The sequence below is a fragment of the Kitasatospora sp. NPDC051705 genome (assembly GCF_044453265.1).
Taxonomy (GTDB): Bacteria; Actinomycetota; Actinomycetes; order Streptomycetales; family Streptomycetaceae; genus Kitasatospora.
In genome coordinates, this window is the sequence record NZ_JBITCO010000001.1 from 226,225 (window position 1) to 240,935 (window position 14,711).

A 14,711-nucleotide genomic window follows, 5' to 3' on the forward strand; every position below is an offset into this window, starting at 1 on the left:
TGCGCGCCGCCGGGCCCGCCCCGGGCGCCCCCGTCGGCCGGTCCGCGGCCAGTGCCGGTGCCGGTCGGCCGACCGGATGACGTTCGCCGCGCACTCCGGCCACCCGGCGCGGCCCGCCCCGCCGACCACCGCCCGCCTCCCTACGATGCGGCGGTGACCGCCCGGGCAGCCTCCGGGCCCCGACTCCAGAACGGCTGATCTCCCATGAGACTGACGACCCCCGGTCGGCTCCGGACCTGGGCCGCCGCCGGCGCGGCGCTGCTGGCCGTCACCGGGCCGGCGGCGACCGGGACGGCCGCCGCCGCACCGGCCCCCGACCCCGGCGAGCGCCTCTCCCCCGCCATCCGGGCCATCATGGCCAAACCCGCCTACCAGCACGCCCAGTGGGGCCTGCTGGAGGTCGACCCGGCCACCGGCGAGACCATCCACGCGCAGTTCCCGGACCAGCGCTTCATCCCCGGCTCGACCGCCAAGGTGGTGACGATCTCCGGCGCCTGGCACGCCCTCGGCCCCGACCACCGCTTCACCACGCCGATCCACGCCATCGGCCGGCGCACCGGCTCCACCCTCACCGGCGACCTCTCCCTGGTCGCCCAGGGCGACCTCACCATGGGCGGGCGCACCAAACCCGACGGCTCGGTCGACTACACCGTGATCGACCACACCTACGCCAACGACCTCCCGGGCGCCACCCTCACCCCGGAGGACCCGCTCGCCGGCATCGACCAGCTCGCCCGGCAGGTCCGCGACTCCGGGATCACCCGGGTCAACGGCGACGTGATCGTCGACCCCCGGATCTTCACTCCCCCGGCACTCGACCCCCAGCCCACCCCGCTGATCATCAACGACAACCTGATCGACCTGCTGGCCACCCCCACCTCACCCGGGCAAGCCGCCCGGCTGGACTGGCGCCCGCAGGTGGCGCCGTACCAGGTCACGTCCACCGTCCGGACCGTGGAGGCGGGCGGCCCGACCGACGTCCAGGTCTCCGCCTCCCCCGACGGCACCCGGATCACCCTCTCCGGGACGGTCGCCGCCGACGCGCAGCCCGTCCTGCACACCGCCCCCGTCAAGGACCCGAACGCCTTCGGGCGCACCGCCCTGATCGAGGCGCTCGCCCGCGCCGGCGTCACCGTCACCGCCGACCCGACCGGCCCCAACCCGCAGGACGCCCTGCCCGCCGACTACGCCGGCGACCCGCAGGTCGCCGCCTTCGTCTCCCCGCCGTACAGCCAGTACGCCAAGCTGATCCTGAAGATCAGCCACAACCTCGGCGCCAACCTCGCCCTGTGCAACATGGCCGTCGCCACCGGCAGCACCGACTGCGACGCCGGCTACCCCGTCGTCCACGCCTTCCTGGCCGACGTCGCCCACGCCGACCCGGACCAGTTCCAGCTCGCCGACGGACGCGGCGGCGACCCCGTCGACCGGGTCACCCCGCGGGGGCTCAACCAGGTCCTCGCGTACTGGCTGCGCACCCCCGACGCGGACGCCTTCCGACTCTCCCTGCCGATCCTCGGCGTGGACGGCTCCGGTGCCACCACCTGCACCACCGACTGCCCGGCCAAGGGCAAGGTGTTCGTCAAACCGGGCAGCGCGATCGGCGGCGACCGCCTCAACAACCGGCTCGCGGTGAGCGGCCAGGCCGTGGCCGGCTACCTGCTGACCAACAACGGCTGCCTGCGCACCTTCTTCGTGGCCGTCAACGGTGCGGCCACCCCGACCATCGAGACCTTCTTCGACGTCAGCGACGACGTCTTCCAGATCGCCGCGCTGCTGCAGGAGGAGTCACCGTAGGCCCGGTCCCACGACGGCCCGGGGCCGGTGGCGGATCCGTCCGCCACCGGCCCCGCGGGCTGTCCGGCCGAGCCCGAGTGCTCCGTCGGCGCGCGGTGCTCCGCCGGCGCGCGGCTCTTCGGCACCCGGTTCTTCGACACCCGGTCCGGCGGGCGCTCGGGCACCCGGTCCGGCGCGGGTCGTGCGCCCCGCGCGCGGGGGCGTCAACACCCTCCCGGACCAGGCCCGTTCGTTCGGCCGGCCCGCCCACCGGCCCCGTCAGCGCCACTACGCTACGTGTCATGACTTCTTCGGACAGGGGCCCCGGGCGGGGCACGGCGGTGGTGATCGGCGGCGGGCTCGCCGGCACGGTGGCGGCCTGGGCGCTGCGCGGGCACGCCGAGCGGATCGTGGTGGTCGAGCGGGACCGCTACCCGGCGGAGCCGACGTTCCGGGCCGGGGTGCCGCAGGGCCGGCACGCGCACCTGGTGCTGGAGGCCGGCCACCGGGCGCTGGAGGAGATGATGCCCGGCATCAGGCAGCAGCTGGCCGACGCGGGCGCGACCAGGGTCGCCGTCTCGGGTGACCTCAAGTGGCTCAGCTCCGCCGGCTGGATGGCGCAGTACCCGGCCCAGCTCGGTTTCCTCTCCTGCACCCGGCCGGTCCTGGACAAGGTGGTGCTGGACCGGGTCCGCACCGAGCCCTCGATCGAGTTCCTCGAGGGCGTGGACGTGGTCGGCCTGCTCGGCTCGGCGCGGGCCGTCACCGGGGTGCGGATCCGCGAGCGCGGCCCCGAGCGCGGCGAGGTCCGGGAGATCCCGGCCGAGCTGGTGGTCGACGCGGCGGGCCGCTCGACCTCGGTGCCGCAGTGGCTGGCCGAACTCGGCCACCCGGCGGTGCCCGAGGAGCGGGTCGACGCCGGCGCCTCCTACTCCTCCCGGATCTTCCACCGCCCGGCCGGCGTCGACCTCGGCCACCGGGCGATCTACCTGCAGACCAAGGCCCCCGACGCGCCGCGGCTCGGGGTGCTGCTGCCGGTCGAGGGCGACCGGTGGATCGTCAGCGTCGCCGGCATGCGCGGCGCCGAACCCGAGCCCGGCGAGGCCGGGTTCACCAAGCAGGTCGGCCTGCTGCGCGACCAGAGCATCCGCGAGGCCCTCCGGAACGCCGAACCGGACGGCGAGGTGCGCGGCTTCGTCCCCGGCCCGGGCGTGCGCCGGCACTACGAACGCAGCTCCCCCGACGGCCTGGTGGTGGTCGGCGACGCCGTCAGCACCTTCAACCCGGTCTACGGCCAGGGCGTCACGGTCGCGCTGTTCTGCGCCCAGGCGCTGCGCCGGACCGCCCTGCGGCACGGCGGCATCGGCCACGCCACGGCCCGGGACGCCCGGCGCGAGATCGCGACCGCGTCGAAGAACCCGTGGGTGATGTCCTGCAGCGAGGACGCCCGGTTCGCCGCCACCACCGGCGCCCCCTCCGGCGCCCTGCTCAAGCTCCAGCACCGCTTCCTGGACAAGGTGCTGGCCGCCTCCGTGAACGACCCGGCGGTCACCGCCGCCTTCCACGAGGTGATGTCGCTGGTCGCACCGCCGACGCTGCTGTTCCGCCCGTCCGTCCTGGCCGCCGTCCTGCGGAGCTGACCGCCGCCGGGGGCCGGCCCGGCGGCGGTGCCCTGCGGCGGTGCACCGGGGGGCGGTGCGCCCGGGGCCGGCACAACTGGCCGTACAGCTGGGGCCCGTACGGCTGGGGCAGTGCACTGCGCCCGGGGCCGGTCGGCGGCGGTGCCGGGGCCGTGCCCCCGGGGCAGGTCAGGGGCGGTGCCCGGGCGTCAGGTGCGCGGCCACGTACGGCACGGCGACCTGCTCCAGCGCGCCGTCACCGAACGCCGGGTGGACGTTGACCTCGAACACCACACCGCCGCTCTCGGCCGCCAGGTCGACGCCCGCCAGCGGAAGGTCCAGGGAGGCGGCCGCCCGGATCGCCAACCGGTCCAGGCCGGCGGGCAGTCCATCGGTCGCGAGCACGGTGGAGACCGCGCCCCGGCTCTCGTTGCAGGGGGCGTCCGGGTCGGCCTGGACGTGCTCCACGGCGCGGACCACCCTGCCGTCGAGCACCACCACCCGGTACTGGTGACGGACGCCCTCCGGGGTGAAGTTGCGGGCGTCCCGGGCGATCAGCCAGTCCAGTCCCGCCTGCTCGTAGTACCGCGCCGCGGCGGCGAGTTGGGCGTGGCTGGTGACGTGGAAGACGTCGTCGCCGCCCATGCCGACGCAGGGGCGGGCCCAGACGTCGCCGCCGAGGCGCTCGAAGGCCGCGGCGACGGCCCGCGCACCCGGCCGGGAGAACGCGACGGTGGGCATGTGCGGGACGCCGTCGCGCACGAACCGTGCCACGGTCGCGTCCTTCTCGGTGGCGGCCCGCCAGGAGCGCGGGTCGGTGCCGAGCGAACGGGCTCCGTGCGCGCGCAGCAGGCGCTGGCAGGCCGCGAACTCCCGCCGCCGGTGCGGCGGGATCTCGTAGACCACCACGGTGTCGGCGGCCACGACGCGCCCCTCCGCCTCCAGGCGCAGCCCGAGGCCGTCGGAGCGGATCCGGCCGCCCCCGCCGGCCATGAAGCACCGGGCGTCGAGCAGCACGGGCGCCCGGCCGGTGACGGCCCGTGCGGCGTCGGCCAGTACCTCCCGGCTGCCTTCGGTCGAGCTGTGATCGGTCAGGATGACGAGGTCGTCTCGGCCCATGCGGCCATCGAAGCGAGCGGCCCGGGGCCCGGCAAGACGGCCCCGCGCGCCAGTCACCCACCGGGGTGGCCGAAACCCGCGCGCACCCCCACGCCCCCGGCCGACGCCCCGGTCCGACCGGACACGCCCGCAGGCCCCGTACGTCCCACGCGCTCCGCGCCCGCCGTGCCCGCCGTACTCCGTGCCCGCCGCGCTTCATGCCCGCCGCTCCACGCCCACCGCCGGTAATCCGGATGCGTACCATCCGACCGGCCCGCTACCCTGGGCCGCATGTCGACGCCCCGAATCTCCTAGCTGACGGACCCACTCCCACGCCACCCGTGTGTCCGTTCGCTGTTTCGGAGCGTTACCTGATGATCACCACCCGTGGTGTCGACCTGCGCGTCGGCGCCCGCCTCCTGCTGTCCGACGTCACCCTGCACGTCGCCCCCGGCGACCGGATCGGCCTCGTCGGCCGCAACGGCGCCGGCAAGACCACCCTGCTGGCCACCCTGGCCGGGCAGCTGCCGCCCGCCGCAGGCACCGTCACCCGCACCGGCGCCGTCGGCTACCTCCCGCAGGACCCGCGCGCCGCCGACCCGGCCTCCACCGTCACCGACCGCATCCTGTCCGCCCGCGGACTGGACACCGCCGTGCGCACCCTGCGCGGCGCCGAGCAGGCGATGGCCCGGGCCGAGGAGCCGGCCGACCAGCGCCGGGCGATGGACGCCTACGCCCGCGCCGAAGCCGAGTTCCAGGCCCGCGGGGGCTACGCGGCCGAGGCCGAGGCCGCCCGGGTCGCCGCCGGCCTCGGGCTGCCCGGCCGGGTCATGGACGCCCCGGTGGGCACCCTGTCCGGCGGCCAGCGCCGCCGGGTCGAACTGGCCCGGATCCTCTTCGCCGACCACGGCACCCTGCTGCTCGACGAACCCACCAACCACCTCGACGCTGACTCGGTGGCCTGGCTGCGCGACTTCCTGACCGCCCACCGGGGCGGGCTCGTGCTGATCAGCCACGACCCCGTCCTGCTCGCCGACACCGTCAACCGGGTCTTCCACCTGGACCCGCAGCGCGCCGCGCTCGACGTCCACAACACCGGCTGGCACGCCTACCTCGCCCAGCGCGCGGCGGACGAGCGCCGCCGCACCCGCGAGCGGGCCAACGCCGAACGGAAGGCCGCCGCCCTGCACGCCCAGGCCGACCGGATGCGGGCCAACGTGGCCACCGCCACCAGCGCCCGCAGCATGGCCCGCCGGGCCGACCGGATGCTCGCCGGGCTGGAAGCCGTCCGGCAGGCCGACCGCACGGCCCGCATCCGGCTGCCCGAACCCGCGCCGTGCGGCCGGACGCCCCTCGGCGCGGTCGGACTCGCCAAGTCCTACGCCGGTCGCCCGGTGCTCGCCGGCCTCGACCTCGCCGTCGACCGGGGCAGCCGGCTGGTGGTCCTCGGGCTCAACGGCGCCGGCAAGACCACCCTGCTGCGGATCCTGGCCGGCCAGGAGGCCCCCGACGCCGGCCGGGTCGTCCCCGGCCCGGGACTGCGGCTCGGCTACTTCGCCCAGGAGCACGACACCCTCGACCCGGCGCGCAGCGTCCGCGACAACCTCGCGCTCGCCGCCCCGGGCCTCACCGACGGCGAACTGCGCCACGTCCTGGGCGCGTTCCTCTTCCGCGGCGACGACGCCGACAAACCGGCCGGAGTGCTCTCCGGCGGCGAGAAGACCCGGCTGGCCCTGGCCGCCCTGGTCCACTCCGGCGCCAACGTCCTGCTGCTCGACGAGCCCACCAACAACCTCGACCCGGCCTCCCGGGCGGAGGTGCTCGCCGCGGTCGGCACCTACCCGGGCGCGATCGTGATGGTCACCCACGACCAGGGCGCCATCGAGGCCCTGCGCCCCGACCGCGTGCTGCTCCTGCCGGACGGCGACGAGGACCTGTGGCACGACTCGTACCTGGAGCTGGTGACCCTGGCGTAGCCGACGGGCCGGGGCCGCTGCGCGCGGGGCCGGGGCGGAACCCTGCCCGGCTCAGGGCTCCCGCCCGCCGAACTGCCACCGGTGCACCTCGACGTCCGCGTACGGCTCCGGGCCCAGCACGGCGCGCGCCTCCGCGGGGCCCGCGGCGCGTACCAGCGCCGCGGTGCCCAGCCAGTCGGCCCCGTCGTCGGACAGCAGCGGCCCGTAGGCGATCAGCTCGTCCCGCGGCAGTCCCGCGGGCAGCCCCACGGGCGCTGCTGCGGAGCCGGCCGGCCCGGCCGGGCCCAGCCCGAGCACCAGGAACCGGCTGCCGCCGGTCCGGCCTCCGGGGAAGTCCCACATCGTGCGGCCCAACAGGTTGCGCCACCGCCGCAGCAGCAGGTCGCGGTACACCCCGGCCTGGTAGCCCGGCTCGTCGAGGGCGAAGGCCCGGGCGGCGGCCGGGCCGGGCAGGTCGAGGACGTGCACGCTGCCGGTCGGGGCTCCGTCCGGGCCGGACAGCGTCGGCCCCCGGGCGATCATCTCCGCGGCGTACCCGTCCATGTAGGACCAGTGCCGTTCGAGCAGCTCCTGCCGCAGCTCCAGGGAGCCGGGCCGATCACGGTGGTAGCAGAAGAACTCCATGCGCGGCAGTCTCCCGGCCCGCACGGCCCGGGTACAGCGAATACCCGCGCCGAGCGGCCCCGGGCGACCCCGCCGACCCCGCGACCCCGGCCACCCGGGCGATCAGCCGCGCACGACTCCGACCGCCGGCACGGTCACCGCCCGGCCTCTGGCTTGCGGGCCTCGATCAGGAAGCGGGCCGAGTGGGCGACGAAGGGCCCCTCGGCCCGGATCAGGGCGTCCAGCTCGCGCAGCCGGTCCAGGTGGGCGTCGACGGTGAAGCCCGGGACCATCCAGATCACCTTGCGCAGGAAGTAGACCACCGCGCCGATGTCGCGGAACTCCATCCGCAGGCGCTCGGAGCGCAGGTCCACCACCTCCAGGCCGGCCTCCCGGGCGGCGGCGCTCTCGTCCTCGGGCCGGCGGGCCTGCCGGGCCTGCGGCTGCGGGCCGAGGAAGTACTCGACCAGCTCGAAGCCGGACGCCGGGCCGACGTGCTGGGCGAAGTACGTGCCGCCGGGCCGCAGCACCCGCTCGATCTCCGACCACCAGGCCTTCACCGGGTGCCGGCTGGTGACCAGGTCGAAGGCGCCGTCGGCGAAGGGCAGCGGCGGCTCGTCCGGGTCCGCGACGACGACCACGCCCAGCGGGTGCAGCAGCTCCGTGGCGCGGGCGACGTTCGGCGGCCAGGACTCGGTGGCGGCCAGGGCGGCCGGCAGCGCGCGGGGGGCTCCGCTTCCTGCCCCGGCCCCTGCTGCAGAGGCACCGGAGGGACCGAACGCCGCGGTCGCCAGCCGTGCGGCGCCGGCCAGGACCTCGCCGCCGCCGGTCTGCACGTCCAGGGCCGCCGAGGCCGTGCCCAACCGTTCGGCCAGCATCCGCTGGTACCCCCAGGACGGCCGTTCCTCGGTGGCACGGCCGTCCAGCCAGGAGAAGTCCCAGCCGTCCACGGACACGGCCCCGGCCTCGGCGATGAGCTCTTCGAAGGTGCGCATACCGGCATCATCCCGGCACCGCCCCGCCCTGACCAGCCGATTTCCCGCGACCCGGGCCACGCCGCACGGCCGCACCACGGGGTACGCGTCAGCCCCTTCCCCGGCTGCTCGCCGCCGCCGGGGGACAACCGCGTCAATCGGGCCACATCGTGAACAAGTAGGATGACTCAACTTCCGCGCTACGCGCGGAGACTTCCATAAATGTTCCATTTGCCCGATTCATCTCCCGCTTCACACGCACGGAGCCACCCTCATGGACAACCCGTCCGCCGTCGACGTCGACGGCGCGATCGAGACGCGCGGTATCGAACCCGTCCCCGACCACGAGCGCCAGGGCAGAGTCCGAGAGCTCTTCCCGACCTGGGTCGCGGCGAACATCAGCGTCCTGCTGCTGACCATGGGCGCTGCCCTGGTGGTGTTCAACCAGTTGAACTTCTGGCAGGTCCTGATCGTCGCCGCGTGCGCCGCGCTCGTCTCGTTCGGCATGGTCGGCGTGCTGTCGGTCTCCGGGAAGTGGGGCGGTGCGCCCGGCGCGACCCTCTCCCGGGCCACCTTCGGGGTGCGCGGGAACCTCTTCCCCGGCGCGATCCTGTGGATCGCCCGGTTCGGCTGGGAGACGATCAACGCCGTCACCGGCGCCTACGCCGTGCTGACCGTCCTCGACCTGCTCTTCGGCGTGAAGAGCAACACCGCGCTGATCGTGATCACGCTCTTCGCCTTCGTCGCCTGCACCTTCCTGGTCTCCGGCATGGGCCGGAAGGCGCTGAACGTCTGCAACACCTGGTCGACGTACCTCTTCGGCGTCTTCAGCGTCCTGGTACTGGGCTACCTGGTCGCCACCATGCACTGGAGCGAGGTCTTCTCCAAGCCCGCGGGCACCACCGCGATGATGATCGCCGGCATCGGGACCATCGCCGCCGGCGGCATCAGCTGGGTCCCCACCGGCCCGGACTTCGCCCGCTACCTGCCGCACGCCGCCTCCGGCAGGAAGATCGTCGGCGTGACGGTCTCCGGCGCCGGCCTGGTGATGGTGCCGATGGTGCTGATGGGCGCCGTGATGGCGGTGGCCTCGCCCGGCCTGGCGGACGCCGCCGACCCGGTCTCCTTCCTCGGCGACCTGCTGCCGACCTGGCTGGCCGTGCCCTACCTGCTCACCGCGATCGTCGGCATGCTGCTGATCAACAGCCTCTCCATGTACTCGGCCGGCTTCACCGCGCAGACCATGGGCGTCCGGCTGTCGCGCGCCCTGGCAGTCAGCATCAACGCCGTGATCTCGCTGGTCGGCGGCCTGCTGCTGATGCTGGTGGCCAAGAGCTTCCTGGGCTCCTTCATCACCTTCCTGATCCTGCTCGCCGTCTCCTTCTCGGCCTGGATCGGCGTCTACGCGGTGGACATGTTCCGCCGCCGCACGCGCGCGGTGCGCTACGACGCCGCCGCGCTGATGGACACCGGCAGGAACAGCCGGTACTGGTACGTGGGCGGCTTCTGCTGGCAGGCGATGGTGTCCTGGGTGCTCGCGCTCCTGAGCGGGCTCGCCTTCACCAAGTGCGACTGGTTCGCCGGACCGCTCTCCGACACCCCCGTCGGCAGGTACGGGCTCGCCTGGGCGGCGACCATCGTCATCTCCGCCGCGATCATGGCCGTGCTCCCCGCGCCGCGGGAGAACACCCCGGCCGCCGAGCGGACCACCGGCCCCCGGGCGGAGCGGACCGAGACCGTCACCGTCTGACCCCGCGGCGCCGACCGCGCACGCCCCGACGCACCGGACCGCCCGGTCGCCCGCTCGACCGAGCCGGCGGCCGGGCGGTCCCGTTGCGACCGGACCCTCCCGTTGCGACGCCACCGTCCGTCCCGGTCGGCTGCACCCGGCGAGCACCGCCGGGCGGGCACCATCGGGCGCGCCGTCGCCTCGGTCGCTCAGGTCACCCCGGCCATCGGGCCGGGCGGCCCTGGACCTCGGCGACGGCCGGGTGGCGAACGGCCTCCAGGACGTCGTCGGCGAGCAGCTCCTCGATCAGGGCGGGCGGGCCGAACACCTCGGTGGCGCTGAGGTCCCAGTCGGTGAGGACGAACCAGGAGCCGTCCAGCGGCCACCAGTGGGCCGGGAACTGCAGTCCGCTCGCACGGGCCGGGCCCTCGCAGGCCTCGTGGTGGGCCACGGCCTCGCCCAGCCGGCCGCGATGGGCGGGGACGGGCGCCGACAGGTCCTCGATCGCCGCCTGCGCCCAGTAGCACTCCGTCGCCGTCCCGTCGGCTCCGTGCCGGGCCAGCAGCTCCACCAGGCGGGTCAGACAGTCGCGGTCCGGCACGCCGATCCACGGGTACTCGACCCCGCCGGGCAGCGCGGCGTGCACGGCCCCGTCGAGCAGCAGGGAGGAGAGCGTGAACGGCCAGTCCGCGAGCCGGCGGCCGGCCGCCGCGAGGGCGTCGGCCCAGCGCACCCGCCGCCCGTCCACCCGCAGGGTGTGCAGTACCCAGCAGCGATCGGCGAACCCGTGCCCCGGGCCGACCGGTTCGTAGCCCAGCACGGCGTCGCCCGCCTCGAGGAACGGGCGCATCCCGCCCAGCGGGTCCTCGTCCGGTATCCGTTCCACCGCTCCGCCGTCCTCCGTCCGTTCTCCGCCCGCGCTCTGCCAGTCCTCCGCCCGCGCTCTGCCCGCCCCTTCCGTGCCCCGCGTCCGCCGCGTCCGCCTCGTCCGCCGCGTTCCCGGACGGGCCCCGGCCCGGGGTGGTCGACGCGGGGTGACGCCGTCGGCGCGGGGTGATGCACCGTCGGAAAACCGCTGTCCGGCCCGGCTCGACCTGGGCGAGGATAGCCGCACGACGACCGGGCGGACCGCCGGGGTGCCACGTCCGGTCGGTCCCACCGCCCGCCCCGCCCCGCCGACCGTGGAGGCCAGACGCCATGACCGACTTCCCCGCCGACACGGCCGACGCCGCCGGCTTCCCCGGCCCCGCCCGTCCCACCGGCCCGGTCGGGCACTTCTACGACGGGCTCGCAGCCGGCTACCACCTCCTCTACGCCGACTGGTCGGCCTCCGTCGGCCGGCAGGGCGCCGCCCTGGACGCCCTGATCCGCACCGACCTCGGCGACCGCCCCGGCGAACCACCGCTGGACGTCCTGGACTGCGCCTGCGGCATCGGCACCCAGGCCATCGGCCTGGCCGGCCTCGGCCACCGCGTCACCGGCACCGACCTCAGTCCGGTCGCCGCCGCCCGGGCCGCGGACGAGGCCGGCCAGCGGGGCCTGCACCTGCCGACGGCCGCCGCCGACATGCGCCGGCTCCCCTTCCCCGACGCCCGGTTCGACGTCGTCGTCTGCGCCGACAACGCCCTCCCCCACCTGCTCACCCCCGAGGACGTCGACGCCGCGCTCGCCGAACTGCGGCGCGTCCTGCGGCCCGGCGGCCTGCTGCTGCTCAGCACCCGGCCCTACGACGAGCTGCGGCGCACCCGCCCGGCGTCCACCCCGCCGCAGACCGTCGACCGGGACGGCCGGCGATCGGTCGTGTTCCAGCTCTGGCACTGGCACGAGGACGGCGAACGCTACGACCTGGAACTCTTCCGCCTCGTCCCGGACGCCGCCGGTGCCTGGCAGGTCGACGTCCACCGCTCCACCTACTGGGCACTGACCGCGCCCCGGCTCACCGCCTTCGCCACCGCGGCCGGCTTCACCACCGTCCGCTGGCGACAGCCCGCCGAAACGGGCTTCTTCCAGCCCGTCCTGATCGCCCGGGCCCCCTGACGCCGGCGAGCGCCACCGGTGACGTCCGCCGGGAGCGGACCGAGCTCCGCGGGCGGTGCTGCCCCTCAACGTCGGCCGCACCGCCGCCCACTCGGGGTCGTCCTCAAAGGTCAGATCCAGAGCAGGATCGAGGCGATGGTGACGGCCGTCTGATCGGACTCGCGGGTCCTGCCGTCACCGGTCCCCAGGCCGCGCCGTCGTCCGAGCCGGTCGATGTCCCAGGCGGCGACCACTACCTGTGCGGACGTCAGATCAAGCACGCCGTTGCGGAGTTCCAGGACCCGCGCTCCGACCGGCAACGCTGCGGCGACCGAGGTGGTCGGCCGGCGGGCTCGACGAGCTCGCCCGTCTCCTCCACGGGACCGTCACCGTGGCGCCGATCCGGCCCCGGCTCCGTGGATAGATCAAGTATCCCAATCGCCGGATGCGCCTGTCACCGCCCTCGCGGAGGAGATTTTGTCGCATTCTGCACACTTAGGGTTGCGGATGACCAACGGGAACGTCGATCTGATCTGGAGTAGGGATGGCATCCGACCGTGCCGCAGTGGCCGCGGAGCTCAACGTGATGGCCGCGGCAGATCACCAGGCCGCGCGCAAGGCGAACAGTGACGACCCGGCGGAGCAGTTGGCGTGGCGTCGTTTGACCGCGCAGCACGCGGACCGCCTCAGCGAGATCATGGCCGCGCACGGATGGCCGACCGCCGAACTTGTCGGTGACGACGCGGCCCGGGCCGCGTGGCTGATCGCACAACACGCCGACCGGCAGCTCGACGTTCAGCGGCGCGCGCTGCGGCTGATGGAGCAGGCCGTGGCCGACGGCTCCGCCAGCCCTCGCGATCTCGCCTTCCTGCGGGATCGCACGCTTGTGAACGAAGGGCAGAAGCAGATCTACGGCACGCAGATCGCCGGGGTGAGGGACGGCTCGCCGGTCCCGTGGCCCTGCGAGGAACCCGAGCTCATGGACGAGCGACGGGCAGAAGTCGGAATCCCACCGTTCGCCGAATACATCGCTCGGTTCTCGGCCTGAGTCACTCCGCCTACCAGGTGCCCTGCCGCCGGGGCGCCGTCAGTCCCACCAGAGGACCACGGCCAGGCCCCGCCGGGCGGCCTCGGCGTAGAAGCCGAGCAGTGCGGCGAAGTGGGTGGCCGCGTAGCGCCGGGCGCCGCCCGTGATGCCCTGGGAGAGCGGGCCGAGGTCCTCGGGCGAGACGGACTCCCACAGAGCCGGCAGGTCGATCCCGTGGAGCAGCCCGGCGACCCGGGCCACCTCCGCCGGGGCGAGTGCGGTCGGGGTGCCGCCGAACGCGGCGATGGCGTGCGGGTACCGGTTGAGGAAGGCGAGGTCGGAGGCGGGATCCCCGTCGAGGGCCAGGTGCAGCGCGGCCAGCGGGGCCTGGTCGAGGCCTCCGAGTTCGGCGACGCGCTTGAGGAGGAAGGGCGCCCAGTCGAGGTCGAGGCAGTCCGCGGCCGGCGGGTCGAACCCGTGGTCGCCGTCGGCCCGCTCGGCGGCCAGGGTGCGGCAGCGCTCGAGATAGGCGACGGGGACGCGGGCGAGTTGTTGGGTGACGGCCATGCCCACCAGTGTCCCGAGCGTGTCCAGCGCTTTTCGCGACCCTGAGCGGCCCTGAGCGGCCCGACCGCTCGGGCCGCTCAGGCCGTCAGGGGGCCCGGCGGCGGCCCGGTCAGGTTTCGCGCTGCGGGTGGTACTCGGATTCCGGGACGCCGAAGGTCCAGGCGACCCCCGCGCGGGCGGTGCGGGTGCTCGGCGGGACGCGCAGCCAGTAGGTGCGGAAGGTGCCGTCGGGCTCGGCGGTCGAGTTGACGACCTCGACCATCACCACCGGCTCGTCGTCGGGCAGGGTGATCCGCCAGAGCACTCCGGTCTCGTCACGGTGGACCGGGACGGCGCCGGAGTCGGCGAGGTAGCGGTCGTAGCCGTAGTGCTCCAGCAGGACGCGGCGCAGCTCGGCGTTCTCCTCGGTGCGGATCCGCTCGGCGGTGACGTCGCCGAGCCCGGCCAGGAACTCGGCGGGCACCGGCATGCCGCGCCAGGCGTGCAGGGCGAGGCCGTCGGCGTACTCCAGGGCGGGGCCGTCCGCCCGGTCGAGCCGCCCGGCCTCGTCCCGGTGCAGGGCGACCGGGCGTTCGCTGACCAGGGCGACGTCCTGGTACGGCCACCACCAGCCGGCTTCCCGGGCCACCGCGGCAAGCGGCTCGGCGGCGCCGGCACCCGGCTCGTCGGTGCCGAACGCCGCCTCGAAGGCGGCGAACCAGGGCGCGTCGTGCTGGCCGCGCACCGCGTCCAGCAGGGCGAGCCGGGCGGCGGTGCGGCGGGCGCGGGCGGCGTCGGCCGCCCCGCCCGGGGCCTGCGCGCGGTCCGCCTCGGGGGCGAGCCGGTCCAGGACGGCGTTGCGGACGCGGTCGGCGAGCGGGGTGGTGACCGGGCCGAGTTCGCCGCCGGTGACCGCCCAGTGCGCCGCCCACCCGGCGGCGCCGACCCGGTCGACGGCCCGCCGCCGGTCCCGCTCCCAGGGCCCGGTGCGCACGGCCTCGCGGACGCTCACCGCACCGGCGGCCCGCAGCTCCAGCGCCGCCTCGGCGGCCGCCAGCGGCGAGCCGAACCAGCGGACGGCCGCGGGTTCGGCCAGCCCGGCCGCCCGGTACGCCGCGCGCACGGCCCGCTCTGCCGCCGCCCGGTCGGCCGGTCCGGTGGCCGCGGCGACCGCCCGCCAGCGGGCCGTCACCCCGGCGGGACCGTCCGCCGTCGCCGCCCCTGCCGCGTCGTCGGGAATCACCGTCTGCATCGTCCTGCTCCGTTCCCGGCCGGGCTCCCCGCCCGGCCGCATGCTGCCGTTCCGTTCCGAGTTCCGGGCTGCCTGTCGTGCCGCCCGCCGCACCG

General features: G+C 75.4%; 13 protein-coding genes. 6 read left to right on the forward strand and 7 right to left on the reverse strand.

Features of this window, described 5'->3' with window-relative positions; genetic code table 11:
- The first annotated feature begins 204 nt into the window (after positions 1–204).
- Both dacB and ACIA8Q_RS01000 read left to right on the forward strand, forming a co-directional pair.
- Positions 205–1,797, forward strand: coding sequence for a D-alanyl-D-alanine carboxypeptidase/D-alanyl-D-alanine-endopeptidase (gene dacB, locus ACIA8Q_RS00995; protein WP_396316520.1), 1,593 nt, complete (start codon positions 205–207; stop codon positions 1,795–1,797).
- A 281-nt stretch (positions 1,798–2,078) separates the two neighbouring features.
- On the forward strand, positions 2,079–3,416 hold the full coding sequence (locus ACIA8Q_RS01000; RefSeq protein ID WP_396316521.1) for an FAD-dependent monooxygenase: 1,338 nt from the start codon (positions 2,079–2,081) through the stop codon (positions 3,414–3,416).
- 168 nt (positions 3,417–3,584) lie between these two features.
- Here ACIA8Q_RS01000 and ACIA8Q_RS01005 read toward each other — a convergent pair whose 3' ends face one another.
- Positions 3,585–4,514: a RimK family alpha-L-glutamate ligase gene (locus ACIA8Q_RS01005; RefSeq protein ID WP_396316522.1), complete on the reverse strand. Its 930-nt coding sequence runs from the start codon at positions 4,512–4,514 to the stop codon at positions 3,585–3,587.
- A 353-nt stretch (positions 4,515–4,867) separates the two neighbouring features.
- Here ACIA8Q_RS01005 and ACIA8Q_RS01010 point away from each other — a divergent pair, with 353 nt between their 5' ends.
- The gene (locus tag ACIA8Q_RS01010; protein ID WP_360206066.1) at positions 4,868–6,469 is read left to right on the forward strand and encodes an ABC-F family ATP-binding cassette domain-containing protein; all 1,602 of its coding nucleotides are present in this window, start codon (positions 4,868–4,870) and stop codon (positions 6,467–6,469) included.
- A gap of 51 nt (positions 6,470–6,520) precedes the next feature.
- Here the strand turns inward: ACIA8Q_RS01010 and ACIA8Q_RS01015 are convergent, their stop codons facing one another.
- Together ACIA8Q_RS01015 and ACIA8Q_RS01020 are read right to left on the reverse strand one after the other, a co-directional pair.
- Entirely contained in the window at positions 6,521–7,093 is a 573-nt protein-coding gene (locus tag ACIA8Q_RS01015) for a YciI family protein (RefSeq protein ID WP_360206069.1), read from the reverse strand.
- A 134-nt stretch (positions 7,094–7,227) separates the two neighbouring features.
- Positions 7,228–8,067: a methyltransferase domain-containing protein gene (locus tag ACIA8Q_RS01020; RefSeq protein WP_396316523.1), complete on the reverse strand. Its 840-nt coding sequence runs from the start codon at positions 8,065–8,067 to the stop codon at positions 7,228–7,230.
- Between the two features lie 253 nt (positions 8,068–8,320).
- Between ACIA8Q_RS01020 and ACIA8Q_RS01025 the strand changes: the two genes are divergently transcribed.
- Positions 8,321–9,796, forward strand: coding sequence for a purine-cytosine permease family protein (locus ACIA8Q_RS01025; protein ID WP_396316524.1), 1,476 nt, complete (start codon positions 8,321–8,323; stop codon positions 9,794–9,796).
- 193 nt (positions 9,797–9,989) lie between these two features.
- Here the strand turns inward: ACIA8Q_RS01025 and ACIA8Q_RS01030 are convergent, their stop codons facing one another.
- Positions 9,990–10,661, reverse strand: a complete 672-nt coding sequence (locus ACIA8Q_RS01030) for a hypothetical protein (protein ID WP_396316525.1) — start codon at positions 10,659–10,661, stop codon at positions 9,990–9,992.
- 311 nt (positions 10,662–10,972) lie between these two features.
- Here ACIA8Q_RS01030 and ACIA8Q_RS01035 point away from each other — a divergent pair, with 311 nt between their 5' ends.
- Entirely contained in the window at positions 10,973–11,812 is an 840-nt protein-coding gene (locus ACIA8Q_RS01035) for a class I SAM-dependent methyltransferase (protein WP_360206079.1), read from the forward strand.
- Between the two features lie 110 nt (positions 11,813–11,922).
- Here ACIA8Q_RS01035 and ACIA8Q_RS01040 read toward each other — a convergent pair whose 3' ends face one another.
- Complete coding sequence (locus tag ACIA8Q_RS01040; protein ID WP_396316526.1) at positions 11,923–12,072, reverse strand: hypothetical protein; 150 nt, start codon at positions 12,070–12,072, stop codon at positions 11,923–11,925.
- Between the two features lie 263 nt (positions 12,073–12,335).
- Here ACIA8Q_RS01040 and ACIA8Q_RS01045 point away from each other — a divergent pair, with 263 nt between their 5' ends.
- Positions 12,336–12,839, forward strand: a complete 504-nt coding sequence (locus ACIA8Q_RS01045) for a DUF6624 domain-containing protein (protein ID WP_396316527.1) — start codon at positions 12,336–12,338, stop codon at positions 12,837–12,839.
- A 39-nt stretch (positions 12,840–12,878) separates the two neighbouring features.
- Here ACIA8Q_RS01045 and ACIA8Q_RS01050 read toward each other — a convergent pair whose 3' ends face one another.
- Positions 12,879–13,385 (reverse strand): DUF1877 family protein, encoded by a 507-nt coding sequence (locus ACIA8Q_RS01050; RefSeq protein ID WP_360206084.1) that lies wholly within the window; start codon positions 13,383–13,385, stop codon positions 12,879–12,881.
- A 109-nt stretch (positions 13,386–13,494) separates the two neighbouring features.
- The gene (locus ACIA8Q_RS01055) at positions 13,495–14,616 is read right to left on the reverse strand and encodes a DUF6745 domain-containing protein (protein ID WP_396316528.1); all 1,122 of its coding nucleotides are present in this window, start codon (positions 14,614–14,616) and stop codon (positions 13,495–13,497) included.
- Between the last annotated feature and the right edge of the window lie 95 nt (positions 14,617–14,711).

Coding starts and splice junctions, on each gene's coding strand:
- dacB (WP_396316520.1), top strand. CDS start 205: ATGAGACTGACGACCCCCGGTCGGCTCCGGACCTGGGCCGCCGCCGGC.
- ACIA8Q_RS01000 (WP_396316521.1), top strand. CDS start 2,079: ATGACTTCTTCGGACAGGGGCCCCGGGCGGGGCACGGCGGTGGTGATC.
- ACIA8Q_RS01005 (WP_396316522.1), bottom strand. CDS start 4,514: ATGGGCCGAGACGACCTCGTCATCCTGACCGATCACAGCTCGACCGAA.
- ACIA8Q_RS01010 (WP_360206066.1), top strand. CDS start 4,868: ATGATCACCACCCGTGGTGTCGACCTGCGCGTCGGCGCCCGCCTCCTG.
- ACIA8Q_RS01015 (WP_360206069.1), bottom strand. CDS start 7,093: ATGGAGTTCTTCTGCTACCACCGTGATCGGCCCGGCTCCCTGGAGCTG.
- ACIA8Q_RS01020 (WP_396316523.1), bottom strand. CDS start 8,067: ATGCGCACCTTCGAAGAGCTCATCGCCGAGGCCGGGGCCGTGTCCGTG.
- ACIA8Q_RS01025 (WP_396316524.1), top strand. CDS start 8,321: ATGGACAACCCGTCCGCCGTCGACGTCGACGGCGCGATCGAGACGCGC.
- ACIA8Q_RS01035 (WP_360206079.1), top strand. CDS start 10,973: ATGACCGACTTCCCCGCCGACACGGCCGACGCCGCCGGCTTCCCCGGC.
- ACIA8Q_RS01045 (WP_396316527.1), top strand. CDS start 12,336: ATGGCATCCGACCGTGCCGCAGTGGCCGCGGAGCTCAACGTGATGGCC.
- ACIA8Q_RS01050 (WP_360206084.1), bottom strand. CDS start 13,385: ATGGCCGTCACCCAACAACTCGCCCGCGTCCCCGTCGCCTATCTCGAG.
- ACIA8Q_RS01055 (WP_396316528.1), bottom strand. CDS start 14,616: ATGCAGACGGTGATTCCCGACGACGCGGCAGGGGCGGCGACGGCGGAC.